19 protein-coding genes are annotated in these 25,789 nt (G+C 51.9%); 14 read left to right on the top strand and 5 right to left on the bottom strand.

Features of this window, described 5'->3' with window-relative positions:
- Positions 1 to 76 precede the first annotated feature (76 nt).
- Positions 77 to 2,236 (top strand): bifunctional acyl-ACP--phospholipid O-acyltransferase/long-chain-fatty-acid--ACP ligase, encoded by a 2,160-nt coding sequence (gene aas / locus DES37_RS01520; protein ID WP_110024597.1) that lies wholly within the window; start codon positions 77 to 79, stop codon positions 2,234 to 2,236.
- Positions 2,229 to 3,452, top strand: coding sequence for a lysophospholipid transporter LplT (gene lplT / locus DES37_RS01515; RefSeq protein WP_170123711.1), 1,224 nt, complete (start codon positions 2,229 to 2,231; stop codon positions 3,450 to 3,452). Before aas ends, lplT begins: the two co-directional genes overlap by 8 nt.
- Before the next feature lie 42 nt (positions 3,453 to 3,494).
- Here the strand turns inward: lplT and DES37_RS01510 are convergent, their stop codons facing one another.
- From DES37_RS01510 to DES37_RS26095, 5 genes are all read right to left on the bottom strand, one after another.
- Positions 3,495 to 4,535, bottom strand: coding sequence for an NADP(H)-dependent aldo-keto reductase (locus DES37_RS01510; RefSeq protein WP_110024596.1), 1,041 nt, complete (start codon positions 4,533 to 4,535; stop codon positions 3,495 to 3,497).
- A gap of 238 nt (positions 4,536 to 4,773) precedes the next feature.
- Positions 4,774 to 4,992, bottom strand: coding sequence for a YgdI/YgdR family lipoprotein (locus DES37_RS01505; protein WP_036102670.1), 219 nt, complete (start codon positions 4,990 to 4,992; stop codon positions 4,774 to 4,776).
- A gap of 120 nt (positions 4,993 to 5,112) precedes the next feature.
- Complete coding sequence (locus DES37_RS01500) at positions 5,113 to 5,826, bottom strand: TerC family protein (RefSeq protein WP_036102668.1); 714 nt, start codon at positions 5,824 to 5,826, stop codon at positions 5,113 to 5,115.
- A 157-nt stretch (positions 5,827 to 5,983) separates the two neighbouring features.
- On the bottom strand, positions 5,984 to 6,670 hold the full coding sequence (mutH, locus tag DES37_RS01495; protein WP_110024595.1) for a DNA mismatch repair endonuclease MutH: 687 nt from the start codon (positions 6,668 to 6,670) through the stop codon (positions 5,984 to 5,986).
- A 113-nt stretch (positions 6,671 to 6,783) separates the two neighbouring features.
- Positions 6,784 to 6,915, bottom strand: coding sequence for a hypothetical protein (locus DES37_RS26095; RefSeq protein ID WP_342768386.1), 132 nt, complete (start codon positions 6,913 to 6,915; stop codon positions 6,784 to 6,786).
- A gap of 442 nt (positions 6,916 to 7,357) precedes the next feature.
- Between DES37_RS26095 and rppH the strand changes: the two genes are divergently transcribed.
- The 12 genes from rppH (at position 7,358) to recD (ending at position 25,776) form a co-directional block, all read left to right on the top strand.
- Positions 7,358 to 7,894: an RNA pyrophosphohydrolase gene (gene rppH, locus DES37_RS01490; RefSeq protein ID WP_036102664.1), complete on the top strand. Its 537-nt coding sequence runs from the start codon at positions 7,358 to 7,360 to the stop codon at positions 7,892 to 7,894.
- Positions 7,895 to 7,906: 12 nt separating this feature from the next.
- Positions 7,907 to 10,153: a phosphoenolpyruvate--protein phosphotransferase gene (ptsP, locus tag DES37_RS01485; RefSeq protein WP_110024594.1), complete on the top strand. Its 2,247-nt coding sequence runs from the start codon at positions 7,907 to 7,909 to the stop codon at positions 10,151 to 10,153.
- 151 nt (positions 10,154 to 10,304) lie between these two features.
- On the top strand, positions 10,305 to 11,180 hold the full coding sequence (gene lgt, locus DES37_RS01480) for a prolipoprotein diacylglyceryl transferase (RefSeq protein ID WP_110024744.1): 876 nt from the start codon (positions 10,305 to 10,307) through the stop codon (positions 11,178 to 11,180).
- A gap of 6 nt (positions 11,181 to 11,186) precedes the next feature.
- Entirely contained in the window at positions 11,187 to 11,981 is a 795-nt protein-coding gene (gene thyA / locus DES37_RS01475; RefSeq protein WP_110024593.1) for a thymidylate synthase, read from the top strand.
- A gap of 249 nt (positions 11,982 to 12,230) precedes the next feature.
- The gene (locus tag DES37_RS01470) at positions 12,231 to 12,704 is read left to right on the top strand and encodes a prepilin peptidase-dependent protein (protein ID WP_036102653.1); all 474 of its coding nucleotides are present in this window, start codon (positions 12,231 to 12,233) and stop codon (positions 12,702 to 12,704) included.
- Positions 12,695 to 13,252 (top strand): prepilin peptidase-dependent protein, encoded by a 558-nt coding sequence (locus DES37_RS01465; RefSeq protein ID WP_170123710.1) that lies wholly within the window; start codon positions 12,695 to 12,697, stop codon positions 13,250 to 13,252. Before DES37_RS01470 ends, DES37_RS01465 begins: the two co-directional genes overlap by 10 nt.
- A complete protein-coding gene (locus DES37_RS01460) occupies positions 13,249 to 13,686 on the top strand; it encodes a DUF2509 family protein (RefSeq protein ID WP_110024591.1) in 438 nt (145 codons plus the stop codon). The genes DES37_RS01465 and DES37_RS01460 overlap by 4 nt, the downstream gene beginning before the upstream one ends.
- A complete protein-coding gene (locus tag DES37_RS01455; RefSeq protein WP_110024590.1) occupies positions 13,671 to 13,997 on the top strand; it encodes a prepilin-type N-terminal cleavage/methylation domain-containing protein in 327 nt (108 codons plus the stop codon). Before DES37_RS01460 ends, DES37_RS01455 begins: the two co-directional genes overlap by 16 nt.
- 12 nt (positions 13,998 to 14,009) lie before the next feature.
- Positions 14,010 to 17,387 carry an exodeoxyribonuclease V subunit gamma gene (gene recC, locus DES37_RS01450; protein ID WP_110024589.1) on the top strand — a complete coding sequence of 1,126 codons (3,378 nt, stop codon included), beginning with the start codon at positions 14,010 to 14,012 and terminating at the stop codon, positions 17,385 to 17,387.
- A gap of 102 nt (positions 17,388 to 17,489) precedes the next feature.
- On the top strand, positions 17,490 to 20,378 hold the full coding sequence (gene ptrA, locus DES37_RS01445) for a pitrilysin (protein ID WP_110024588.1): 2,889 nt from the start codon (positions 17,490 to 17,492) through the stop codon (positions 20,376 to 20,378).
- Positions 20,378 to 23,932, top strand: a complete 3,555-nt coding sequence (recB, locus tag DES37_RS01440) for an exodeoxyribonuclease V subunit beta (RefSeq protein ID WP_110024587.1) — start codon at positions 20,378 to 20,380, stop codon at positions 23,930 to 23,932. The genes ptrA and recB overlap by 1 nt, the downstream gene beginning before the upstream one ends.
- Positions 23,929 to 25,776 (top strand): exodeoxyribonuclease V subunit alpha, encoded by a 1,848-nt coding sequence (recD, locus tag DES37_RS01435; protein WP_110024586.1) that lies wholly within the window; start codon positions 23,929 to 23,931, stop codon positions 25,774 to 25,776. The genes recB and recD overlap by 4 nt, the downstream gene beginning before the upstream one ends.
- Positions 25,777 to 25,789 lie beyond the last annotated feature (13 nt).

The following is a 25,789-nucleotide window of genomic DNA, read 5'->3' as shown; positions in this document are numbered from 1 at the left end:
GTCTGGCAAGTCGTGTACTCTCTTTCCCTGTATTCATTTCTGACTGTACAGGTTTCCGACTACAAAGGGAGTTGATATGCTTTTTGGTCTTTTTCGCGCAGTATTCAGAATAATGTTTCGCGTCACTGTCAGTGGGGATAAAACGGCACTGTCCAGTGAGCGGGTGCTGATTACGCCGAATCATGTCTCTTTTCTCGATGGCGTATTGCTGGCGTTGTTCCTTCCCGTCAGGCCCGTTTTTGCGGTTTATACCTCCATCAGTAACCAATGGTTTATGCGCTGGTTGCGCCCCATTATTGATTTTGTCCCGCTGGACCCGACAAAACCGATGTCGATAAAGCACCTGGTTCGCCTGGTGGAGCAGGGCAGGCCGGTAGTGATATTCCCGGAGGGGCGTATCAGTACAACGGGTTCACTGATGAAAATCTATGATGGTGCCGGGTTTGTTGCTGCCAAAACACAGGCGACTGTTGTACCGTTGCGTATTGATGGTGCTGAACTGACATTTTTCAGCCGCCTGAAAGGGGTGGTCAAACGCCGCCTGTTTCCACGAATTACGCTGCACATCCTTCCCCCGACCTCATTGCCTATGCCACAGGCCCCTAAAGCGCGTGACCGCCGCCGCATGGCCGGGGAAATGCTACATCAAATCATGATGGAAGCGCGTATGGCTGTTCGCCCACGCGAAACGTTGTTTGAAGCGCTGTTGTCAGCACAGCACCGCTATGGTTCCCGCAAAAACTGCATTGAAGATATCAATTTCACTCCAGACACCTACCGGAAGTTACTGACCAAGATCCTCTTCGTTGGCCGGGTACTCGAAAAATACAGCCAGAAAGGCGAGCGAATTGGCCTGATGTTGCCTAATGCCGGTATTTCGGCCGCAGTTATTTTCGGGGCTGTTTCCCGGGGGCGAATTCCGGCCATGATGAATTACACGGCCGGGGTTAAAGGGCTGACCAGCGCGATTACTGCCGCAGAGATTAAAACGGTATTCACGTCCAGGCAGTTTCTTGATAAAGGCAAACTATGGCACCTGCCGGAGCAACTGACTCAGGTTAAATGGGTATTCCTGGAGGATTTAAAAGCCGATATCACACTCAGTGATAAAGTCTGGATCTTCGCACATCTTCTGGTGCCTCGCTGTGCTCAGGTCGCTCAACAACCTGAAGACGAAGCTCTGGTTTTGTTTACTTCCGGTTCTGAAGGCCACCCGAAAGGCGTGGTACACAGCCACAAAAGCTTGCTGGCAAACGTTGAGCAAATTCGCACTATTGCCGATTTTACCGCGCATGATCGCTTTATGTCGGCGCTACCCCTGTTCCATTCATTCGGGTTAACCGTTGGGTTATTAACCCCTTTGCTGACAGGTGCCGAGGTTTTTCTCTACCCGAGCCCGTTACATTACCGGGTTGTCCCTGAACTGGTGTATGACCGTAACTGCACGGTGCTATTCGGTACTCCTACATTCCTCGCCAATTATGGGCGTTTCGCTAACCCTTACGATTTCTTCAAAGTTCGCTATGTCGTGGCTGGGGCCGAAAAACTCCAGGAAACAACCCGCGCATTATGGCAGGAGAAATTTGGGTTACGTGTGCTGGAAGGTTATGGCGTGACGGAATGTGCTCCCGTGGTATCAATCAATGTCCCTATGGCCGCAAAAAGTGGCACTGTGGGGCGTATTCTTCCGGGAATGGATGCACGCTTGTTGGCCGTACCAGGTATCAGTGAAGGCGGGCGGTTACAGCTCAAAGGGCCTAATATCATGAAAGGTTACCTGCGGGTAGAGAAACCGGGCTTTCTGGAAACGCCTTGTGCAGAAAACCAGCATGGCGAGTCTGAAGAGGGCTGGTACGACACTGGCGATATTGTTGCGTTTGATAACCAGGGGTTCTGCGTTATTCAGGGGCGCGCAAAGCGTTTTGCCAAGATTGCCGGGGAAATGGTTTCACTGGAGGCCGTCGAGCAACTGGCGCTGGGAGTTTCCCCGGAAAAATTACATGCCACGGTTATCCGCCATGATGCCAGTAAAGGTGAAGCGCTGGTGCTGTATACCACAGACAGCGAACTGACTCGCGAACGTTTGTTACGCCAGGCGCGTGAGCAGGGCATGCCAGAACTGGCGGTTCCCCGTGATATTCGCTTCCTTAAACAATTGCCGTTGCTGGGCAGTGGCAAGCCTGATTTTGTTACCCTGACCAGTATGGTTGCTGAAGGAGAAAACGTTAATGGCTAAGGCGCCAGAGGTGCAGCAGGGGTTGTATTCGCGTGGCATGATGGCGGTGATGGTGGCGCAGTTTCTGTCTGCGTTTGGTGATAATGCATTGCTGTTTGCCACGCTGGCAGTACTGAAACAGCAATTCTACCCGGACTGGAGCCAGCCTGTACTGCAAATGGTATTTGTTGGCGCCTATATTTTGTTTGCTCCTTTTGTGGGGCAGTTTGCGGACAGCCTTGCCAAAGGGCGAGTAATGATGATTGCCAACGCCCTGAAATTGTTTGGCGCAGCGGTGATTTGTGCCGGGTTTAACCCGTTTGTCGGCTATACCCTGGTTGGTATTGGCGCGGCGGCATACTCGCCAGCAAAATATGGCATTTTGGGCGAGCTGACTACCGGTGACCGTTTAGTTAAAGCTAATGGTTTGATGGAGTCCTCAACTATTGCCGCCATTCTTATGGGCTCAGTGGCCGGGGGAGTACTGGCCGACTGGCACATACTGGCGGCACTGGCAGTGTGTGTACTGGTTTATGGCGGTGCTGTTGCAGCAAACTTTTTGATTCCCCGCCTGCAACCTGCTCGTACCGGGTTATCCTGGCATCCGGGAAAAATGGTGGCGCACTTTTCTTTGGCCTGCCGCACACTCTGGCATATGGGAGAGACCCGTTTTTCACTGGTGGGTACCAGCATGTTCTGGGGGGCAGGGGTGACTCTGCGTTTCTTATTGGTGCTGTGGGTGCCTGTTGCGCTGGGGCTGACGGACAACGCTACGCCAACCTATCTTAACGCGATGGTAGCGATTGGCATTGTGGCCGGTGCAGGAGCTGCCGCGCGCCTGGTAACGCTTAAAACGGTTGCCCGGTGCATGCCTGCCGGGGTACTGATTGGTGTTGGTGTGGCCTTTTTCGCCGTACAACACAGCCTGTTGCCTGCTTATGTCCTGTTAATGGTGATTGGTATGCTGGGCGGCTTTTTTGTTGTGCCACTGAATGCTTTGTTACAGGACAGAGGTAAACATACTGTGGGAGCCGGCAATGCTATTGCAGTCCAAAACCTGGGTGAAAACATCGCCATGTTGCTGATGCTTGGCCTCTACTCACTGGCGGTGAAAGTGGGTGTGCCGGTGATTGGCATTGGTGTTGGGTTTGGTGTGTTGTTTGCTGTGGCTATCAGTGGCCTGTGGGTGTGGAAACGCGGCCAGGATAAAAAAGCCCGCCAGCGCACAGCGCCTTAACGGGCCAGGGAACGTTGCCTGTGAAAACAGGCAACGCAGTGGTTATGGTGCCGGGTAGGTATAGCGCTTGTGTACCGCTTCCAGCTCTGCCAAGATATCTTCAGACAGTGTCAGGTTATAGCTGCCAATATTTGTTGCTAACTGTTCAATACTGGTTGCCCCCAGCAAGGTGCTGGCAACAAACGCCTGCTGGCGAACAAATGCCAGCGCCATTTGTGCCGGGTCCAGATTATGGCGTTTTGCCACGTCGACATAAGCGGCTACTGCCTGTTCTGCCTGTTCACTACTGTAACGGGTAAAACGGCTGAATAATGTGTTTCTGGCACCCGCCGGGCGGGCTCCATTAAGGTATTTACCTGTCAGCGTACCAAACGCGAGGCACGAATACGCCAGCAACTCTACACCTTCATACTGGCTCACCTCTGCCAGGCCTACCTCGAAACTGCGGTTAAGCAAACTGTACGGGTTCTGAATGGTCACAATACGCGGCAGGTCGTGTTTTTCTGCCAGATTGAGATAGCGCATCACGCCCCAGGCGGTTTCGTTGGAAACACCGATATAACGAATCTTCCCGGCGCGTTGCAATTCCGTTAAGGCTTCCAGCGTTTCCAGCAACGTCACCGCAGGCTTGTTTTCAGTCCAGGTATAACCCAGCTTACCGAAACAGTTGGTGGCACGTTGCGGCCAGTGTACCTGGTACAGATCAAGGTAGTCGGTTTGCAGACGTTTCAGGCTGGCATCCAGCGCTGCACGGATATTTTTGCGGTCAAGGCACTGGTCTGGCCGGATTCCACTGTCACTATTGCGTGAAGGGCCACTCACTTTTGAAGCTATAACCAGTTTTTCCCGGTTACCACGTTTATGTAACCAGTTGCCCACGTAGGTTTCGGTCAGCCCCTGAGTTTCCGGGCGGGGGGGAACGGGGTACATTTCTGCGACATCTATCAGGTTAATGCCCTGGTTTACGGCGTAGTCGAGCTGAAGATGGGCCTCAGCTTCGCTGTTTTGCTCACCAAATGTCATTGTCCCAAGGCCCAGGGCGCTGACTTCAAGTGAGCTGTGGGGAATACGGTGATAATGCATAGCCGGTTTCCTTCTTTTTGTTGTTTACAACGAGTCGCTTCCCGACAACAGTTTCCTGCCATTCAATTGTACAGGCGGGTTGGCGTGCAGACTGCGAGGCCTCATGGGGCCAGATTTATCGCGACGTATTCTGCAAGCCCACCACAATTTAATTGCTGGGGGCTATCAAAATGGCAGAGCGGGCGGCAAAGGGGAAGTAAAAAATTACAGGCTGGCACAGAGCCAGCCGGGTTGAGGTTTAGCGTTTGATAATTTGTGAAACTTCGTTGCGGTTGATTTGTAACTTATTCCCTTTCTGGTCTTCATAGCTGATCATGCCAGTGTCGTTATCAACCTGAGGCTTACCATCAGTAAGGATCATTCGGCCATCTTTGGTTGCCATAACGTAATCGCTGCTACAACCAGAAACAGTAAAAACCAGACCCACGGCGGAAATGGCTACAGCCCATTTATTCATCATTATTTTCCTCTCAGGGTTGCGAAGTTATACTAGTAATAGCGAATTGGGCGGAATTCAGGAAGCAGTATATTCTGAAAAAATGTAAATAAGTGCGCGTTGGTCACGCGCACAGTAAAATTAATGCGAGTTTTTTTTATTTCGTAACAAATTCAGGCTTTCTACGGCAATGGAGAAGAACATTGCGAAATAAATGTAGCCCTTAGGTATATGGATGCCAACGCTTTCCAAAATGAGGGTGAAACCCACCAGGATCAAAAAAGAAAGTGCCAGCATTTTTACTGAAGGATGGCGGCTGACGAACTCACCAATCGGCCTGGCCGCGAACATCATAATACCGACGGCAATCACTACGGCCGCCATCATTATGAACAGGTGGTCAGACAAACCTACCGCGGTAATCACAGAATCCAGACTGAAGATAATATCGAGCAGCATGATTTGAACAATGGCACCGAAAAAAGAGTGCACATTGGTACGTAAATTCTCTTCATCACCTTCTATTGTTTCATGAATTTCTTTACTGGCTTTCCAGATAAGGAATAGCCCGCCAGCCATCAGAATTAAATCACGCAATGAAATTGCATGGCCCGCTAGTGAGAAAAGTGGATTCGTTAAGCGCGTTACCCAGGCAATTGAGGCCAGTAACAGTAAACGCATTACCATCGCACCCATCAAACCGAGACGGCGAGCTTTGTTTTGTTGTGCTTTGGGAAGTTTGGCAACCACCAGAGAGAGAAAAATAATATTATCGATACCCAGAACAATTTCCAGCAGCGTCAGTGTTCCCAGCGCCAGCCATGCATTGGGGTCGGTTATCCACGCAAATAACATCAAAAAACCCTGAAATAAAAGAAAGGGAATATTATATACCCAAACCTGAATGAGTTGCAGGGCTGCCCGCTACAAGGGCTCCGGGTGCGTTGTTTCTGGGGGGGGCGGCTGGCGATATTTCTGGCCGGCAGGTCTGACGAATGCTGGCTGTTGTGAACTACAACATGAAGTGGCGCGCGAGAATTGCGCCTGTGAAATTCTTCTTTAAATAGAAGCCGCGGGGTAGTGTCATTATAGGCTGCCCGTTTTCCCCAATGGCTTCGGTCAGTGCTTTGCTGTTAGCGGCTTTGGGGCGAATTTGCAGTACTTCGCCGTGGCGTGCGGTTATGCGCTCAACCTGGCCCAGAACAATCATATCCATCAACTCTTCCCAGTCACGGCGTAACTGGTCATCTTCTTCTTCAGAAGGCGACCACAATAATGGCGTGCCGACGCGGCGTTCACCTGGTGGAATACTGCGCTCACCTTCAACAGGAACCCACAACACGCGGTGCAGTTTATGGCGCACGTGGCTGGTTTCCCAAACCACACCTGTATTACCGGTGAGTGGGGCAACACACACAAATGTGGTTTCCAGTGGTCGCCCCTGAGCATCTATTGGAATGGTTTTCAGCTCAATCCCCAGGTTGGCAAAATCCTGTTCAGGCTTACTCCCGGCGCTGGCGCCTAACCAGCGTTCGAGCAAAACCCCGGTCCAGCCTTTGTCACGCTTCAAATTTGGTGGGGTGCTCATTCCGGCCAGTGTTGCCAGTTCGCCTAATGCCATACCCGCCAATTGTTGCGCCTGGTTAACCAGTTCCAGTTCGCTTGAAGGGGGGTGAGGCAGAGGACGAAGGACAGACATAACAATATTCACCTGAGTGATTAAAAATTGAACGCGTAAGTGCAGGGTTATCCACTCAGTTTACCGTTGTGCTAAAAGAAATTACAGTTTTATGATTTTTAAGCTATTTTTAATTATTCATCCACAGGATTATTTAGCGCTCTGAAGGTTTTCCAATTCTGGTCACTGGGAATAAACAGGATCTTACACCGGGTTATCCACAGAAAAATGGGATAACCGGGAAAAGTGGCAACTACTGGTTTGATTTACAGCCTTGACTTGCGAATAAAATCCAATTTTCAGACAAATTGTGCCTAAGATACTGGCATAATCTGTGGATAAAATCGACGCTGGTTGATCTTTCATCAGTAAGCCGATCCTTAATGTGATGAATATCACCTTTCAGAGCTCGGTTGTGGTGATTTCTTTTTTAATATAATGATATTTATGAAGTTAATTTCTCGCTTAATGCGAGGGCTACGCAGTCTGTCACTAGTTTTCCCTGAGTAATACGGTACTTCTTCACAATGATATCCACAGAAAAAGTGAATAAAACCGCTGTTATTGCTGTGTGGGTGTTTATAACTGTGGCGTGTTCTGTGAGTTATTCAATTGTTATTCGTTTGTACTTGCCCACATACAGTGGTTTACCGCCATACAGGAGTATGAAACAATCAAACGCATCCAGGTTTATTTTGAGGTAGTCCAGTGATCGATGATGATGGCTACCGCCCGAATGTAGGTATTGTGATCTGTAATCGCCAGGGACAGGTAATGTGGGCCAGACGTTTTGGTCAGCACTCCTGGCAATTCCCTCAGGGAGGTATAAACCCCGGTGAGTCGCCTGAGCAGGCGATGTACCGTGAGCTTTTTGAAGAAGTCGGATTACAGCGTAAAGATGTCCGGATTCTTGCCTCGACCCGAAACTGGTTACGTTACAAATTACCGAAACGTTTGGTGCGTTGGGATACAAAACCCGTCTGTATAGGCCAGAAACAGAAGTGGTTTCTTTTACAGTTGATGAGCAATGATACTGATATCAATATGCAAACCAGCAGTACGCCAGAGTTTGATGGCTGGCGCTGGGTAAGTTACTGGTATCCGGTTCGCCAGGTTGTTTCCTTCAAACGGGATGTCTACCGGCGCGTAATGAAAGAGTTCGCCAGCGTTGTTATGGCATTGCAGGATATCGCGCCGCAACGTAATACGGCTGCTAATGCTAACTATCGGCGTAAAAGAGGTTAATACAGGCGATATATGTTAACGCGGTTGCGAGAAATAGTAGAGAAGGTCGCCAGTGCGCCTCGTTTAAACGAGGCGCTGGATATTCTGGTTACTGACATCTGTCAGGCGATGCACACTGAGGTTTGCTCGGTATATCTGGCAGACCAGGACAGGCGTTGTTACTACTTAATGGCAACCCGCGGGCTGAAAAAACCACGTGGGCGTACCATCACACTGGCGTACGACGAAGGCCTGGTTGGTCTGGTTGGGCGCCTTGCAGAGCCTATTAACCTGGCTGATGCACAAAAACACCCCAGCTTTAAGTATATTCCCGCCGTTAAAGAAGAGCGCTTCAAAGCCTTTCTGGGTGTACCTATTATCCAGCGCCGGCAACTGCTGGGCGTACTGGTGGTACAGCAAAGAGAACTTCGCCAGTTTGATGAAAGTGAAGAGTCTTTTTTAGTTACCCTGGCCACGCAAATGGCCGCCATTCTGTCGCAATCTCAACTGACCTCTTTATTTGGCCAATACCGCCAAACCCGCATTCGTGCGCTGGCGGCATCGCCAGGGGTGGCCATAGGACCCGGGTGGATGGATACCACATCGCCACTGATTGAGCAGGTCTCAGAAGCTTCAGCACTGGATAAAAGCCTTGAGCGTGAGCGGCTGACGGGAGCACTGGAAGAGGCTGCTAATGAATTTCGTCGCTACAGCAAGCGCTTTTCTGCTGGTGCGCAAAAAGAAACGGCTGCAATTTTTGACCTTTATTCGCACCTGCTGAGCGACGCCCGCCTGCGCCGTGAGTTATTCGATGAAGTTGACGGTGGGTCGGTTGCTGAGTGGGCTGTTAAAAAAATCATTGAGAAATTTGCCGCCCAGTTTGCTGAGCTCACTGATGGTTATCTGAAAGAGCGCGCCGGGGATTTACGCACACTTGGCCAGCGCATTCTTTTCCATCTCGATGATACGATTCAGAGCCCGGATACCTGGCCTGAGCGCTTTGTTCTGGTGGCGGATGAGCTGTCTGCGGCAACCCTGGCAGAGTTACCCACAGACAGGCTGGTGGGGGTTGTCGTGCGGGATGGTGCCGCCAACTCACACGCCGCAATTATGGTTCGCGCTCTGGGTATTCCCACGGTTATGGGGGCGGACATGCAACCCGGCTTGTTGCATAACCGAACCCTGGTGGTCGATGGTTACCGTGGTGAAGTGCTGGTCGACCCGGAAGCGGTACTGGAGCAAGAATATCAGCGGCTGATAACCGAAGAGCTTGAGCTGAGTAAACTGGCTGAAGGTGAAGTTGAGCAACCCGCGCAACTGAAAAGCGGCGAACGTATCCAGGTGATGCTCAATGCCGGCCTTAGCCCACAGCATGAAGATAAGCTGGGCGACCGAATTGACGGGATTGGGTTATACCGCACCGAAATCCCGTTCATGTTACAGGCTGGTTTTCCTTCAGAAGATGAGCAGGTGGCGCAGTACCAGGGTATGTTGCAAATGTTTAACGGTAAGCCTGTTACTTTGCGAACACTGGATGTCGGGGCTGATAAACAACTGCCTTATATGCCTATCAGTGAAGAGAACCCATGCCTTGGCTGGCGCGGGATCCGTATCACGCTGGATCAACCTGAGATCTTTCTGGTACAGATGCGCGCAATGTTGCGGGCTAACGTAGCCAGCGAAAACCTGAGCATTTTGCTGCCAATGATAACCAGCCTCGATGAAATCGACGAAGCCAGGCGTCTGATTGAGCGGGCTGGGCGTGAAGTAGAAGAAATGCTGGGGTACGACATTCCCCGTCCGCGTATTGGTATTATGGTGGAAGTGCCTTCTATGGTGTTCCTGCTGCCGGACCTGACCGGGCGGGTTGATTTTATCTCTGTAGGTACCAACGACCTGACTCAGTATTTACTGGCGGTTGACCGGAACAATACGCGTGTGGCAAGCCTGTATGACAGTTTGCATCCGGCTGTATTGCGCGCGCTGAAAATGATTGCCGAACAAGCAGAACAGGTTGGCCTGGATTTATGCGTATGTGGCGAAATGGCCGGTGACCCGATGTGTGTTGCGCTTCTGGTTGGCCTGGGGTACCACCATTTATCAATGAATGGCCGTTCGGTGCCCCGTATTAAATATCTGTTACGTCATATTGAAATCGCAGAGGCGCAGGAGCTGGCAAAACGCGCACTGGAATTGCAAATGACCACGGAAATTCGCCATCAGGTGGCAGCATTTATGGAACGCCGTTCTATGGGCGGGCTGATTCGCGGTGGCCGTTAGGCGGTTTTAACTGCTGAATAGTTCTTTACAACTCATAACCCGCTGGCTGTCGCCTTTATGATATTATGCGCGCTTTCTGGCGCGTATGCTCCGTGTGCGCATGACCAACTGTCTGCTTTTTGGCAGAAAAATAAGCGTTTATATGGTGACTATGAACACTGGCTATCTGCATTTCCCTGACTTCGACCCGGTCATTTTCTCTCTCGGCCCTGTCTCCCTCCACTGGTATGGTGTTATGTACCTGGTCGGGTTCGTTTTTGCTATGTGGCTGGCAACGCGGCGGGCCAACCGCCCGGGAAGCGGCTGGACAAAAAATGAAGTGGAAAACTTACTGTATGCGGGTTTTCTCGGTGTCTTTTTAGGTGGCCGTATTGGTTATGTTCTGTTTTATAATCTGCCATCGTTTCTTAATAACCCGCTGTATTTATTCAAAGTGTGGGATGGCGGTATGTCGTTCCATGGCGGGTTGATCGGCGTGATCTGCGTGATGCTTTGGTTTGCCCGTCGCACGAAACGCACTTTTTTCCAGGTATCTGATTTTATTGCACCATTAATTCCGTTTGGCCTGGGTGCCGGGCGTCTGGGTAACTTTATCAATGGTGAGTTGTGGGGGCGTGTTGACCCGAATTTCCGTTTTGCCATGTTGTTTCCTGGCTCCCGTAGTGAAGATATCGCGCTGTTACCTGCTCACCCGCAATGGCAGGCCCTGTTTGATAAATACGGCATGTTGCCCCGCCACCCATCTCAACTGTATGAACTGTTCCTCGAAGGGATCGTACTGTTTATTATTCTGAATGTGTTTATTCGTAAACCTCGCCCTGCTGGGGCTGTATCCGGGTTATTCCTGATAGGCTATGGCGCGTTTCGTATTATTGTCGAATTCTTCCGCCAGCCTGATGCGCAGTTTACTGGCGCCTGGGTTCAGTACATCAGCATGGGGCAAATTCTCTCCATCCCAATGATCCTGGCTGGCGTGGCGATGATGGTCTGGGCATATCGCCGTAAAAGCCAGCCGCAGTTATCGTGAGAAAACATGAAACAGTATCTTGATTTGATGAAAAAAGTGCTGGATGAAGGCACGTTTAAGAATGACCGTACTGGTACCGGTACGCGTTCAATCTTTGGTCACCAAATGCGTTTTAATCTGCAGGAAGGTTTCCCGCTGGTGACGACAAAACGCTGCCATTTGCGCTCAATCATCCATGAACTGTTGTGGTTCCTGAAAGGGGATACCAACATCGCTTATCTGCGTGAAAACAATGTCTCAATTTGGGATGAATGGGCTGATGAAAACGGTGACCTGGGGCCTGTATATGGCAAACAATGGCGCGCGTGGCCCACACCGGACGGTGAGCACATTGACCAGATTACCCGGGTTATTGAACAGCTAAAAAGCGACCCTGATTCACGCCGGATTATCGTTTCCGCATGGAATGTGTCTGAACTGGACAAAATGGCACTGGCACCTTGCCATGCGTTCTTCCAGTTCTATGTTGCTGATGGCAAGCTGTCCTGCCAGTTGTACCAGCGCTCTTGCGATGTGTTCCTTGGCCTGCCGTTCAATATTGCCAGCTATGCTCTGCTGGTGCATATGGTGGCGCAACAGTGTGATTTGATCCCCGGTGACTTTGTCTGGACTGGCGGCGATACTCACCTGTATATGAATCATCTTGAACAGGCAAATCTGCAACTGACCCGTGAACCTCGTCCGCTACCTAAGCTGGTTATCAAGCGTAAACCTGCGTCGGTATTTGACTACCAGTTTGATGACTTCGAAATCGAAGGCTACGACCCGCACCCGGCAATTAAAGCACCAGTGGCTATCTAAGTGCGGCTCGTCTAACAGCTCACAGCAAACAAGAGCTCTTGTTTGCCAGTAACCCAGGCCTGCATCCTGCGATGCGGGCTTTTTTGTGCCTGTCATCTGTTACGTTAACGGTATGAACGGCATACTTTTTCGGTACCGCTCGCAATGCCGTGTAACGTTTACATTCCTTGTTAAGTTTTTGTCGGCCGGCCTTCCTGAACCGTTATATCTGTCTTCACTTCTTCTGCAGCGCTCTGGCACATTGCCGCCATGAAAAAACGAAACAGTGCGGGTTTTACACTTTTGGAAATGTTGGTTGTTATGGTGATTGTCGCGGGGTTGTCTGCCGGTGGGCATACCCAGTGGATGCGCTGGCAACAGCAACAGCGTTTGGTGCAAAGCATCAATCTGTTACGCGCATTTTTAATGGCATGGCGCGATGATGCCAACTGGAACAATCAGGACGTGCGTTTGTATATCCATCATGAAAATAGCTTGTGGTGTATCAGTACAACTGAACATATTCATGGCGGGTGTGCCTCATCACCCCGTCAGGTTTATACCCCGGTAACACCTGAAATTCAGTTGGTGAGCATGACTGACGGGCTGGGGTTTTACGGTGCCCGTAACACTGCCCGCACTGGCCGTATAACTGTGCGCAGCCCGGCAGGTGAAGGGCAGCTTATTGTCTCCGCGTGGGGGAGAATTCGCGTATGTTTGCCTGGAGACACATCATGCGAATAGCCAGGCAGCGTGGTTTCACTCTTATGGAACTGATGATTGCCCTCGCCATTAGCGCAGTTTTATTGCCTTCTGTGCTGAAGATCCTGCCCTTTCTCACTCTTCAGGTAAGCCGGGAAACACAGCGTATGCAACTGGATGATGAGCTCTGGCAACTGGCATTTACGGTGGGTAAGCATATTCAACGGGCTGGTTACTGTAATGGTGAATGTGCAGGTTCGCCCGTATACCTGCAACCGGGGTGTCTGGTTGTACAGTGGGACAGCGACAGCTCGGGTAAATGGCCTGTTTTACCTGCCGCGCAACCCGCTCAATTTGGGTTTCGCATTCAGGGCGAAAGCCTGCAAACCAGCCGGGGTTCCCTGGATTGCCAGCAAGGTACCTGGGAGCGTATTACTGACCCGGAATGGGTGGCCGTGACTCATTTTACTGTCGCATCATCAACACAGGACCCGGCAGTTTTTGAAGTCTCGCTGGCAGGGTACTTACGCCGTTACCCTCAGGTTAGCCTGTCTGTGCTGCACAGTGTGGTGGGGTATAATCTGCCATGAAAAAGCAAGGTGGCGCATCATCGCTGGTGGTTGTCCTCATGCTGTTTTTATTAGGGCTGTTAGTCCTGGCCGGGCAGGCACAGCAGTATGAAATGCGTTTTCGCCGTATCCACCAGGAGCGAACGGCCCTGGCACAATGGAATATGGCGTTTACGTTGCTGGCATGGGGAACTCAGCAACAATGGTCTCCGGCAACTGACTGGCTTTGCCAGGCACCGGCAAATAGTTCAGGGCGTGCCTGTATGCGCCAGATTTCTCAAAACCGTGTATTACTGGCGGCAAGTCCGGAAACGCCCGCAGAGGAACATAATGCAAAGCCGCATCTGGTCTTATGGCGCTGGGGAACACTAACAGACACCGGTATTACCTGGCTGCCACGGGGGTGGATCGATTTTTGTCCATTATCTGAGAGTAAAGCATGCGCATTGCCGTAGTGTGTAACCAGCAAGGCTTCAGCCTGGTCGAAACCCTGGCTGCCGTAGTTATGTCCGCATTGATGTTGGCGGCACTGGTGGCATTGCAGCATGCATTGTCGCAGGGTATACAGGCGCAGCGCGAATTCTTAATGGTCGGGCGTTTTGCCTGCCAGCAAGTTAATGTAGTTGCCCCTGACTTACCTGAAGGCTGGCTTTTAAGTCGTTCACGGCGGGAAGAGGGAGCATGTTTTACCCTTCAGGTTCAGTTGGTAAGCCCGGGAGGCAGACAGGGCGAGCTATCTCGTTTACATTGTCCATTGGCACGGTAGTCAGGAGTTTTTATGTTAAGGGTCTATCACTCAAATCGCCTGGATGTTCTGGAAGAGATCATGGCGTTTATTATTGAGCAACAACCATTACCCGATCCCTTTGCTGAAGAAGTGGTATTGGTGCAAAGCACCGGGATGGCGCAATGGTTGCAAATGACTCTGGCGCAGAAATTCGGTATTGCCGCTAACATGTCATTCCCATTACCGGCACGTTTTATCTGGGAAATGTTTGTTACGGTTCTGCCGGGCATTCCGCAGGAGAGTGCCTTCAGCAAACCGGGAATGACCTGGAAACTCATGTCACTGTTACCAGCCATGATAACTGAGCCTGAATTTGAGGCCCTGCGCCATTACCTTGACGATGATATCGACCAGCGTAAGTGTTTCCAACTTGCTTCTCGGGTAGCAGACCTTTACGACCAGTACCTGGTGTATCGGCCTGAATGGCTGACGGCCTGGGAGGCCGGGCAGTTACTCGGTGAATTAGGCGATGCCCAGGTGTGGCAGGCACCGTTATGGCGGGCGCTGGTTGCACATACTGCTGAACTGGGCCAGCCTGGCTGGCACCGCGCCGGGTTATACACCCGGTTTATCCGTACCCTTGAAACCAGTGACCGGCCCCCGGCAGGCTTGCCTTCGCGTGTCTTTATTTGTGGGATTTCCGCTCTGCCCCCCGTTTATCTGCAGGCGCTGGAAGCATTGGGGCGGCATATTGACGTCCACTTATTGTTTACTAACCCGTGCCGTTATTACTGGGGAGATATTAAAGACCAGGCCTGGCTTGCCCGTTTAGTTACCCGCCCACGCAAACGGCACCAGTCAGATGAATCACGCCCCTTGTTCAGAGATGAAACCGCGCTGGGTTCACTGTTTGATGATAACGGCGAACAGGAACTTCCTAACGCTTTACTGGCTTCATGGGGCAAACTGGGCCGCGATTACACTTGGTTGTTGGCAGACCTTGAACATATTAATGACCTGGATGTGTTCGTTGATGGCGAGCGCGACACACTGTTGCATCGTCTGCAGGATGACGTGTTAACCCTCAGCAATACCACGGAAGAAGGGTTGAGCCTTGAACGCTTTGAGCACAGCACCTGCAAACAAAGCCTGGCACCGGGTGACACCAGTCTGACTTTCCATCTGTGCCACAGCCCACAGCGGGAAGTTGAAGTGTTGCACGACTATTTGCTGGCATTGCTGGCGAACCAGCCTGAACTCTCAGCACGCGACATCATCGTGATGGTTGCGGATATAGACAGTTACAGCCCCTATATTCAGGCAGTATTTGGCAGTGCGCAGGGGGAACGTTATGTTCCGTTCGCTATTTCCGACCGCCGGGCCAGCCAGGCTCACCCCGCAATGCAGGCTTTCCTCGCACTACTGGCACTGCCAGTCAGCCGTTTTACTTCTGAAGATGTACTGGCATTACTTGAAGTGCCGGCAGTGGCGGCCAGGTTTGGTATTGATGAAGACGGGTTAGGGTATTTACGCCAGTGGGTGAATGAATCGGGTATTCGTTGGGGGCTGGACGACGATAATGTCCATGACCTTGGACTGCCAGTAACCGGGCAACATACCTGGCAATTCGGCCTGACGCGTATGTTACTGGGCTATGCGATGGACAGTGCTGAAGGTGAGTGGCGGGATATCCTGCCGTATGATGAATCCAGTGGCCTGGTTGCGGAACTTGCCGGCCAACTGGCAACATTGTTGTCGCGCCTGAAAACCTGGCGTGACACGCTCAATACCTCCCGTACTCCACTGGCGTGGTCACCTGTTTGCCATGAACTACTGGCGGATTTTTTTGCACCAGACCCGGATGCAGAGGCCGCGCTGGCATTGGTTGAAAAGCAGTGGCAGTCCATCATAGACCAGGCGCTGGAGGCCCAGTATCAGCAGCCTGTGCCACTCAGTTTATTATGTGATGAACTGACTGGCCGTTTGGACCAGGAGCGTATCAGCCAACGTTTTCTTGCCGGGCCAGTTAATTTTTGCACGCTGATGCCTATGCGTTCTATTCCTTTTAAAGTTGTGTGCCTGCTTGGCATGAATGACGGTGTTTACCCCAGAACACTCTCACCTCTGGGGTTCGATCTCATGAGCGAGAAACCACGCAGGGGGGATCGCAGCCGGCGTGATGACGACCGGTATTTGTTCCTGGAAGCACTTATTTCTGCCAGGGAAAAGCTCTATATCAGTTATGTAGGCCGCTCGGTGCAGGACAACACCCCACGTTACCCATCAGTTCTGGTAGAGGAACTGATTGACTATGTCGCCCAAAGCCACTATTTGCCTGGCGATGAACAACAGGATATTGACACCAGCGCACGTCATGTACGCGAGCATTTATTGCAGGTTTACCCACGAACACCTTTCGATGCCGGCAATTTTATCCCTGGTGCCACACAACAGAGTTTTGCTCACGAATGGCTGCCTGCGGCCTCTGGCGTAGGGCAACCCCAGCCGCATTTTATTCGCCAGCCGTTACCAGAGTTGCCTACTGATGAGTTGGCGCTTGAGGCGTTACAACGCTTCTGGCGCCATCCGGTGAGGGCGTTTTTCCAGATGCGGTTGAGGATTAGTAGTCATTTGGATGAAACAGAAATTCCTGATACTGAGCCCTTTGAACTCGATAGCCTTGATCGTTTCCAGGTCAATCAGCAATTGCTCAATACACTGGTAAACGGAGAGGATCCCACCCGGTTATATCGCCGGTTCCGGGCCGCCGGGGCTTTGCCTTACGGGCCTTTTGGTGAGATTTTTTGGGCACAGCAACAAGACGAAATGCAGGAAATTGCCAGCCAGGTGTTGTCACAGCGCACATCTGATACAGCGCAGGAAGTGAATATCTCTTTAGCGGGTGTTAAGTTGACCGGGTGGTTACAGCATGTCCAGCCTGATGGGCTGTTACGCTGGCGGCCATCGGTACTCAGTGTTGCACATGGTATGCAACTTTGGATTGAACACCTTGTCTATTGTGTTGGCGGTGGAACGGGAGCCAGCCGTTTATATGGGCGTAATGACTCTGGTTGGCTGTTCCCTCCATTGGAAAAGGATCTTGCTGAAAAGTACCTTGCTCAACTTATTGAAGGGTATCAGGAAGGGTTGTCTCAGCCACTGGTTTTACTGCCGCACAGTGGTGGTGCATGGATAAAAGCCTGTTACGATGCCGAAAATAGTGCCATTTTATGGGATGAAGATACGCAAAAAAATGCCCGACGTAAGCTGACCCAGGTATGGGAAGGGAACCAAATGGTGGCTGGTGAAGGGGCTGATATGTGGTTACAACGCTTGTGGCGTACCCTTGAACCAGAGTATTACCAGGCAATACTGCGTGAAGCAGAGCGTTTTTTGTTACCCCTGTTCAGGTACAACCAGTCGAAATGAGATAAAAGAACAGTCTGCAGCACCTCAAAAGGTGGAGGCGGGCATCGGCACTGAACAGTACCAGATGATGAATAGCAAAGTTGTTAAAGGTGAGGTTTGTGAATGCCTAAGAGCAGTACCTGGTTTTATGCGCTGTTTGTTTACGTTGTGCTCTTTTGGGCCCCTTTAAGCCAGGCCGGTACCGGCTGGCAACCCATCCAGCAGACTATCCATAAAAGTGCGAGCGACCCCCGTCTGTATCAGGCAATACAGCTTGATAACCACATGACGGTACTATTAGTCTCCGACCCACAGGCAGTTAAATCGCTGTCTGCACTTGTTGTTCCGGTGGGCTCTTTGCAGGACCCGGATAACCACCTGGGGTTGGCTCACTACCTTGAACACATGACCCTGATGGGGTCCAAAAAATATCCGCAGCCGGATTGCCTTGCCGAATACCTCAAACTGCATGGTGGCAGCCATAATGCCAGCACCGCCCCTTACCGCACAGCGTTCTACCTGGAAGTGGAAAATGATGCGCTGGCTGGAGCGGTTGACCGCCTGGCAGATGCCATCGCCCAGCCGTTATTGGCACCGGAATATGCAGAACGTGAGCGCAATGCAGTTAATGCTGAACTGACCCTTGCCCGGGAGCGTGATGGCATGCGCATGGCGCAGGTCAGTGCTGAAACCATTAATCCGGCACACCCTGCGGCACGTTTTTCTGGTGGGAACCTGGAAACACTGCGTGATAAACCCGGCAGTAAATTGCTGGATGCACTGCACCATTTTCACGATGAGTACTACTCAGCAAATATCATGAAAGCGGTTATTTACAGTAACAAACCGCTGGCAGACTTAGCTGAACTGGCAGTGCAAACCTACGGGCGAGTTCCCGACAGGCATATTCAGCGCCCAGAGGTAACTGAACCTGTTGTCACGGATGCACAGACCGGCATAGTTATTCACTATGTGCCGGCGTTACCACGCAAAGTGGTGCGGGTGGAATTCCGCATTGCCAATAATAGCGATAAATTTCGCAGTAAAACGGATGAGCTTATTGGCTACCTGATTAGCAGCCGCAGTAAAAACACGTTGTCTGACTGGCTGCAAACTCAGGGCCTGGCAGACAGCATCCGTGCTGATTCTGATCCGGTTGTTGCCGGTAATAGTGGCGTTTTCGCCATTTCCGTTTCTCTGACCGATAAAGGCCTTGCTCACCGCGATGAAGTTGTGGCTGCTGTTTTCCGTTATATCAACACCCTGAAATCACAAGGCATCAGTAAGCAATATTTCGACGAAATGGCGCATGTCCTTGATTTGGACTTCCGCTTTCCTTCTATTACCCGCGATATGGATTATGTGCAGTGGTTAGCCGATACCATGATTCGTGTGCCCGTCAGCCATGTTTTGGATGCCGGTAATATTGCAGATCAATACGACCCGCAGGCGATCGCTTCCCGCCTGGATGAGATGACCCCTCAACATGCCCGTATTTGGTATGTCAGCCCGGATGAACCTCATAACAAGCAGGCATACTTTGTACAGGCACCGTATCAGGTCGATAAAATTAGTGCGGAAAAATTTTCTGAATGGGATAAGTTTGGGCAGTCGCTCTCGTTCACTTTACCGGAGCTCAATCCCTATATTCCTGATGATTTTTCATTGATTAAGCAGGATAAAAAGTGGACCAAACCTGAGCTGATTGTCAATGACCCCGGGTTGCGTGTGGTGTATCAACCCAGCCGCTATTTTGCCAGCGAGCCAAAAGCCAGTGTGACATTAGTACTGCGCAACCCGCATGCCATGGATACGGTAAAAAATCAGGTCATGTTTGCACTTAATGACTATATGGCAGGCCTGGCCCTGGACCAGTTGAGCCAGCAGGCTGCGGTAGGTGGTATCCATTTTTCTACCAATGCCAATAGCGGGCTGATGGTCAGCGCGAATGGGTACACCCAGCGGCTGGCGCCACTTTATCTTGATTTGTTGAAAGGGTATTTCAGTTACCAGCCAACGCAGGGCCAGCTTGAACAGGCCAAATCCTGGTATAAGCAAATGCTGGCATCGGCGGAGAAAGGCAAAGCCTATGAACTGGCGATTATGCCAGTACAAATGATGTCACAGGTGCCGTATTTCGAGCGGCAGGCGCGGCGGGAACTTTTACCTTCCATTACCGTGCAGGATATCCTGGATTATCGTGAGCAGTTGAAAACTGGCAGCCGCCCTGAGTTTTTGGTGGTAGGCAACCTCACCCCTGATGCAGCACATAACCTGGCATTGCAGGTTCAACAGTCGCTGGGAACAAAAGGCACGGAATGGACCCGTAACCGGTCTGTGGTGGTTAACCAGCCGCGGCGAATTGTGTTTGAAAAAACCATATCCGGCAGTGATTCAGCTCTGGCGGCCGTGTTTGTACCTTCCGGGTTTGATGAAAACACCAGTTCGGCATACAGCGAAGTGTTGGGCCAGATTATTCAGCCCTGGTTCTACAACCAGCTTCGCACCCAGGAGCAACTGGGTTATGCCGTGTTTGCATTCCCGATGAGTGTGGGCCGCCAGTGGGGGTTAGGTTTCCTGTTGCAAAGTAATACCCGGCAACCCGCTCAACTGTGGCAACGCTATAACGCATTCTTTGCCGGGACAGAGAAACGGCTGCGTGAAATGCCTGAACCTGAGTTTGCTCAGGTGCAGCAGGCGGTCATTAGCCAGATACAGCAGGCACCTCAGACTCTTGGCGACGAAGTGGCGAAAGTCAGCATGGATTTCGACCGGGCAAATATGGCGTTTGATAGTGATGATGCGGTTATCCGCGCTGTGCGCAGTTTAACACCGGCCAAAGTTGCGGATTTCTTCCGGCAGGCAGTTATCGAACACGATGGTATGGCGGTTATTTCCGAGGTAAGTGGCACTCAACAAGGGAAGGCCGATTTTGCCGCACCTGAGGGCTGGAAACCGTGGGGCAGTGTTGAAGCATTGCAAAAGACATTGCCACAGTCGGGGGCTGAGTGATGCCGGAGCATCATAATAAGCCAACTGCCCTTGACCCACTGCGTTTACCCCTGGCAGGGGCACGCTTAATTGAGGCGTCAGCCGGTACCGGAAAAACTTATACCATCGCTGCCCTCTATTTGCGCCTGTTGCTGGGCCTGGGGGGGGAAGCTGCTTTTGTGCGGCCACTACCGGCGGAATCTATTCTGGTGGTGACATTTACCGAAGCGGCCACGGAAGAGTTACGTGGGCGTATACGCAGCAACATTCATGAGCTGCGTATCGCCTGTGTCCGGCAAAGCAGCAGCAACCCGTTGTACCAGCAATTGCTCGCTGAAATCAGTGACACAAAACAGGCAGCACGAATATTACTCCTTGCTGAACGGCAGATGGATGAAGCCGCCATTTTCACCATCCATGGTTTTTGCCAGCGAATGCTGAGCCTGAATGCATTCGAATCAGGTATGCCGTTTGAACAACAACTGATTGAAGATGAAACAGAATTACGCCAGCGAGCCTGTGCTGACTTTTGGCGGCGCTATTGTTACCCGCTGAATAAGCCAGTTGCTCAGGCTGTCAGTGAGATGTGGCCGGGGCCTCAGGCTCTGTTGCGTGAAATTGGGCGTTACCTGTCTGGCGACGCACCGGTGCTGAAGCAACCTGTAAATGAAGATGAAACCCTCCAGACCCGCCACGATGCGATCATTAATGCCATTGATACTCTGAAAGCTCAGTGGCAAAGTTCTTCTGGCGATCTTCCGGATATCATTGAAAATTCCGCCATCGACAGGCGCAAATATAACCGTAAAAACCAGGGTATCTGGTTTGATGCTGTTGAGGCCTGGGCGGCAAGCCCAACAGAAAATTACACTTACCCGGATGCACTGGTTCGCTTCTCCCAGTCATTTCTTTATGAGCGTACTAAAGCAGAAGGTAATCCGCCTGAGCATGCGCTATTTTCCGCCATTGATGTTTTTCTTTCTCAGCCACTGACCATTCGCGATTTGGTTATTGCCCGGGCACTGGTGGACATTCGTTACACCATCACGCAGGAAAAACGTTACCGGGGTGAACTGGGGTTTGACGATATGCTAAGCCGCCTTGACCAGGCCCTGGCACAGCCGGAAGGTGACAATCTGGCGGCGGCTATCCGTGGGCGCTTCCCGGTTGCCATGATTGATGAGTTTCAGGATACAGACCCACAGCAATACCGTATTTTCCGCCATATCTGGCTGGTGCAGGCTGAAACAGCACTGTTACTGATTGGCGACCCGAAACAGGCCATCTACGCGTTTCGTGGCGCGGATATTTTTACCTACATGAAAGCTCGCGGGGAAGTTAGTGCTCACTATACGCTTGAGACTAACTGGCGCTCATCTCCGGCGATGGTTAATAGTGTGAATCAGCTGTTCAGCCACCTCGAAAATCCGTTCATGTTTGAGGAGATCCCTTTTCTGCCCGTTAACGCGGCACCGCGCAACCAGGGAGTGCGTTTTGTACTCAATGGGGAGCCTCAGCCTGCGATGTCCGTTTGGTTAATGCCCGGCGAAGGTTGTGGTGTGGTGGAGTACCAGCAAACCATGGCACGCCAGTGCGCCTGCCAGATTCGTGACTGGCTTGTGGCTGGTGTGGCCGGTAACGCGGTGCTGGAGCGTGAGGACAAAACGCGCCCGGTCACCGCAGCAGATATAACGGTGCTGGTGCGCAGCCGTCAGGAAGCAGCATTAATACGAGAAGCTCTGAGTTTATTGGGGATTCAGTCGGTTTACCTCTCTAACCGCGACAGCGTTTTCAGTACCCAGGAGGCGCAGGATATTTTGCGTGTCCTGCAGGCCGTGCTTAACCCGGAAAACGAAGCAGCCATGCGCAGTGCGCTGGCAACCAGCCTGTTGGGGCTGGATGCAACAACCCTTGAGCAGTTATCTCAGAATGAAACGGCCTGGGACAATCTGGTTGATGAGTTTGTTGGTTACCGCCAACGCTGGTTAAAGCGTGGGGTGATGCCCATGTTGCGCTCTCTGCTGGCTTACAGGCACCTGGCGGAAAATATTCTCGCAAGCCTGGATGGTGAACGCCGCCTGACCGATATTATGCATGTCAGTGAGTTATTGCAGGAAGCGGCGGCTACGGCCGACAGCGAGCATGCGCTGGTGCGCTGGCTATCACAACGTATTGCTGAACCGGATGACAACGCAAGCAGCCAGCAACTTCGTCTGGAAAGTGACAGGCACCTCGTTCAGATAGTGACAATTCATAAGTCAAAAGGGCTCGAGTACTCGCTGGTGTGGTTGCCATTTATTGCCAATTATCGCGCTCAGGCCGAAGGGTTATATCACGACCGCCAGACATTCGACGCTGTACTGGATTTACACAAAGAAAAAACCAGCCTTGAGCTGGCAGAAGCTGAACGGCTGGCCGAAGATTTGCGCCTGCTCTACGTTGCTGTCACTCGGGCGATATGGCACTGCAGCCTGGGGGTTGGCCCCCTGTTTCGTGGTAACCGGGCCAAAAAAGGCGCATCAGATTTCCACCTGAGTGCGCCCGGAAGGCTGATTCAGCAGGCACAACCTTGTGACGCCGGGGAGCTCAGGCAGTCCCTGGAGCAGCTATGTCGGGGCGATATCGCCTTAAAGGATATCGACCTTAGCGATGAATCCCCGTGGTCACCCCTGGTATTGCCAACCGAGAATCTGGCTGCCCGGGAAGTAACAAGAACATTCACCGATTTCTGGCGCGTCACCAGCTATTCAGGGCTACAGCAGCATGGTTCATCGGCCGGGCAGGCTTTGCTACCCCGGCTGGATATTGACGCCATAGGGGCAGTCTCTTCCCCTGGTGAGCAAGCACTTACCATCCATACGTTCCCGCGTGGAGCAGTACCTGGTACTTTTCTTCACAGCCTGTTTGAACAACTGGACTTCACCCAGCCAGTAGATGCCGAATGGCTGGAGCAGCAATTACTCTCCGCAGGGTATGGCGCTGAGTGGCTGCCTGTTTTATTACCCTGGCTTGAGGCTTTGCTTTGCGCTCCACTGGCTGAAGGTGGCTTAAGCCTGAATGTGTTATCTGCGCAAGATAAACGGGTTGAAATGGAGTTCTACTTGCCTGTAGATACGCTTTTGGCTCCAGGTGAACTTGATGCGTTGATTCGCCAGCATGACCCTCTGTCGGCACGTTCTCCTGCTCTGGATTTTCAGCAGGTGCGCGGTATGCTGAAGGGCTTCATTGACCTGACATTCCGCTGGCAGGGCCGCTACTATTTGCTGGATTACAAATCCAACTGGTTAGGCAGTACCAGCGAGGCATATACCCCTGATGCCATGGCCCAGGCGATGTGTGAACATCGCTATGATCTCCAGTACCAGTTGTACACGCTGGCCCTGCACCGGTACCTGCGCCATCGGGTGCCTGATTACGAATATCAGCGCCATTTTGGTGGGGTTATTTACCTCTTTCTGCGTGGTGTGGAGCCCGGTTTGCCAGGTAATGGCATTTTTACCACCAGGCCAGATGAACAACTGGTATCCGCAATGGATGCACTGTTTGCCGGGCGGGATATGGAGGCAGTGAAATGACAGCACCCTTGCTGGCGTTATTAGAGCAGGCAGCTGCTGAGGGGCACTTTCGCTATCTCGATGTCCAGTTTGCTCAAATGGTTGCTGCTGGTGACCCGGCAGTTATGCTGGCTGCCGCCATTCTGAGCCGTGATACCGGCGAAGGGCATGTTTGCGTACCACTCGAACGCCTGAGCCCGGAACGGAGCTTTTCCGGGCCTGCGGTCAGTTTAATTGGTGAACCGCTATTTGCCGGTGTTGGCCAGGTTGAAGACTGGCAGGAAAAACTGTTGCGCAGTGATGCAGTCAGTAATGAAGACGATGCCACTCCTATAAAACTGTCTGCAGGGCGTTTATACCTCGACCGCCTGTGGCGTAATGAGCAGCGTGTGGCGCAGTTTTTCCGTGATACTAATCAGCCTCTGGTCGTTGATGAGGCTCTTCTTGCCGGCGTGCTGAATACTTTATTCCCCGGAAGCCAGAACGGGCCAGACTGGCAAAAGGTGGCGGCGGCAGTTGCCCTTACCCGGCGCATAGCAGTGATATCCGGTGGGCCTGGAACGGGTAAAACAACCACAGTGGCAAAGCTACTGGCAGCCCTGGTGCAACTTTCCGGGCCATCCCTGCCGCGCATTCGGCTGGCTGCGCCAACAGGTAAAGCGGCGGCGCGTCTTACCGAATCTTTGGGGGCTGCGTTACAGCGGTTGAATATGGATGCATCGTTGAAGGCGGCATTGCCCGATGAAGCCAGTACATTGCACCGTTTATTGGGGGCCGTACCGGGGAGCCAGGCGGTCCGTTATCACCAGGGTAACCCACTGCACCTCGATGTGCTGGTAGTTGATGAAGCATCCATGGTCGATTTGCCTATGATGTCGCGGTTACTGGCAGCTTTACCGGCACATGCGCGGGTTATTTTTCTGGGTGACCGCGACCAGCTCGCTTCAGTTGAGGCGGGTGCCGTTCTCGGGGATATTTGCCATTTTGTTGGTGAGGGTTTCAGCCCGCAACGTGCCGCTGAGCTGTCCCGCCTGTGCCAGTGCACGGTTCCGGCAGGGCAGGCCGCCGGGGTGGATACCTTGCGTGATGCCATTTGCCTGTTGCAGGAAAGCTACCGTTTTGGGAAAGATTCTGGTATTGGCTTTCTTGCCCGCGCGGTGAATGGTAACCAGGTTGCGGCTGTAAAGGCTGCATTTGACGGGCGGTTTAATGATATCGGGCTATTCCCGATGGCGACGACGGATGATTACGCCAGTATGCTGGAACAGATTGTCACTGCTCATCAGCCATTTCTTTCATCCCTGAAACAAGGCAGTGAGCCACAGAGTATTTTGCAGGCATTTGCAACCAGCCAGGTTCTGTGTGCGTTACGGGAAGGGCCGTTTGGTGTTACGGGCCTGAATAACCGAATCGAACAGGCGTTTTTTAGCAAAAATCTGCTCCAGCGCCCGGCCCGGGAATTGCGCTGGTATCATGGCCGCCCGGTTATGATCAATCGTAATGACAGTGGTCTTGGGCTATTTAATGGTGACATTGGTATTACGCTGAACACACCGCTGGGTTTACGGGTATGGTTTTCTATGCCTGATGGCTCGCTTAAGTCTGTACTACCCGGGCGTTTACCACCTCATGAAACCGCCTGGGCCATGACGGTGCATAAATCACAAGGGTCGGAGTTTGACCATGCCGCACTTATCTTGCCGCCAGGCTGGAACCCGGTAATTTCACGTGAACTGGTCTATACCGCGGTTACCCGGGCAAAAAAACAACTTTCTGTATTTGCCGATATGCCGGTTTTGCTACAGGCAGTGAAAAACCGCACAACAAGGCGCAGTGGTTTGCCGGAGGCCTTTCAGGCTGGTTAGTGCGGGAAACAGG

Origin of the sequence: Mangrovibacter plantisponsor (genome assembly GCF_003182475.1) — a bacterium.
Lineage (GTDB): Bacteria > Pseudomonadota > Gammaproteobacteria > Enterobacterales > Enterobacteriaceae > Mangrovibacter > Mangrovibacter plantisponsor.
Note: the sequence above shows the minus strand (reverse complement) of the source record. Positions and strands in the feature narration are given on the sequence as shown.

Excerpts from the sequence above, each read along its gene's own strand:
- lgt (WP_110024744.1), top strand. The coding sequence starts at position 10,305 with ATGAACACTGGCTATCTGCATTTCCCTGACTTCGACCCGGTCATTTTC.
- recC (WP_110024589.1), top strand. The coding sequence starts at position 14,010 with ATGTTAAGGGTCTATCACTCAAATCGCCTGGATGTTCTGGAAGAGATC.
- recD (WP_110024586.1), top strand. The coding sequence starts at position 23,929 with ATGACAGCACCCTTGCTGGCGTTATTAGAGCAGGCAGCTGCTGAGGGG.
- thyA (WP_110024593.1), top strand. The coding sequence starts at position 11,187 with ATGAAACAGTATCTTGATTTGATGAAAAAAGTGCTGGATGAAGGCACG.
- DES37_RS01455 (WP_110024590.1), top strand. The coding sequence starts at position 13,671 with ATGCGCATTGCCGTAGTGTGTAACCAGCAAGGCTTCAGCCTGGTCGAA.
- ptrA (WP_110024588.1), top strand. The coding sequence starts at position 17,490 with ATGCCTAAGAGCAGTACCTGGTTTTATGCGCTGTTTGTTTACGTTGTG.
- DES37_RS01510 (WP_110024596.1), bottom strand. The coding sequence starts at position 4,535 with ATGCATTATCACCGTATTCCCCACAGCTCACTTGAAGTCAGCGCCCTG.
- ptsP (WP_110024594.1), top strand. The coding sequence starts at position 7,907 with ATGTTAACGCGGTTGCGAGAAATAGTAGAGAAGGTCGCCAGTGCGCCT.
- DES37_RS01465 (WP_170123710.1), top strand. The coding sequence starts at position 12,695 with ATGCGAATAGCCAGGCAGCGTGGTTTCACTCTTATGGAACTGATGATT.
- DES37_RS01500 (WP_036102668.1), bottom strand. The coding sequence starts at position 5,826 with ATGTTATTTGCGTGGATAACCGACCCCAATGCATGGCTGGCGCTGGGA.
- mutH (WP_110024595.1), bottom strand. The coding sequence starts at position 6,670 with ATGTCTGTCCTTCGTCCTCTGCCTCACCCCCCTTCAAGCGAACTGGAA.
- lplT (WP_170123711.1), top strand. The coding sequence starts at position 2,229 with ATGGCTAAGGCGCCAGAGGTGCAGCAGGGGTTGTATTCGCGTGGCATG.
- aas (WP_110024597.1), top strand. The coding sequence starts at position 77 with ATGCTTTTTGGTCTTTTTCGCGCAGTATTCAGAATAATGTTTCGCGTC.
- DES37_RS01470 (WP_036102653.1), top strand. The coding sequence starts at position 12,231 with ATGAAAAAACGAAACAGTGCGGGTTTTACACTTTTGGAAATGTTGGTT.
- recB (WP_110024587.1), top strand. The coding sequence starts at position 20,378 with ATGCCGGAGCATCATAATAAGCCAACTGCCCTTGACCCACTGCGTTTA.
- DES37_RS01460 (WP_110024591.1), top strand. The coding sequence starts at position 13,249 with ATGAAAAAGCAAGGTGGCGCATCATCGCTGGTGGTTGTCCTCATGCTG.
- DES37_RS01505 (WP_036102670.1), bottom strand. The coding sequence starts at position 4,992 with ATGAATAAATGGGCTGTAGCCATTTCCGCCGTGGGTCTGGTTTTTACT.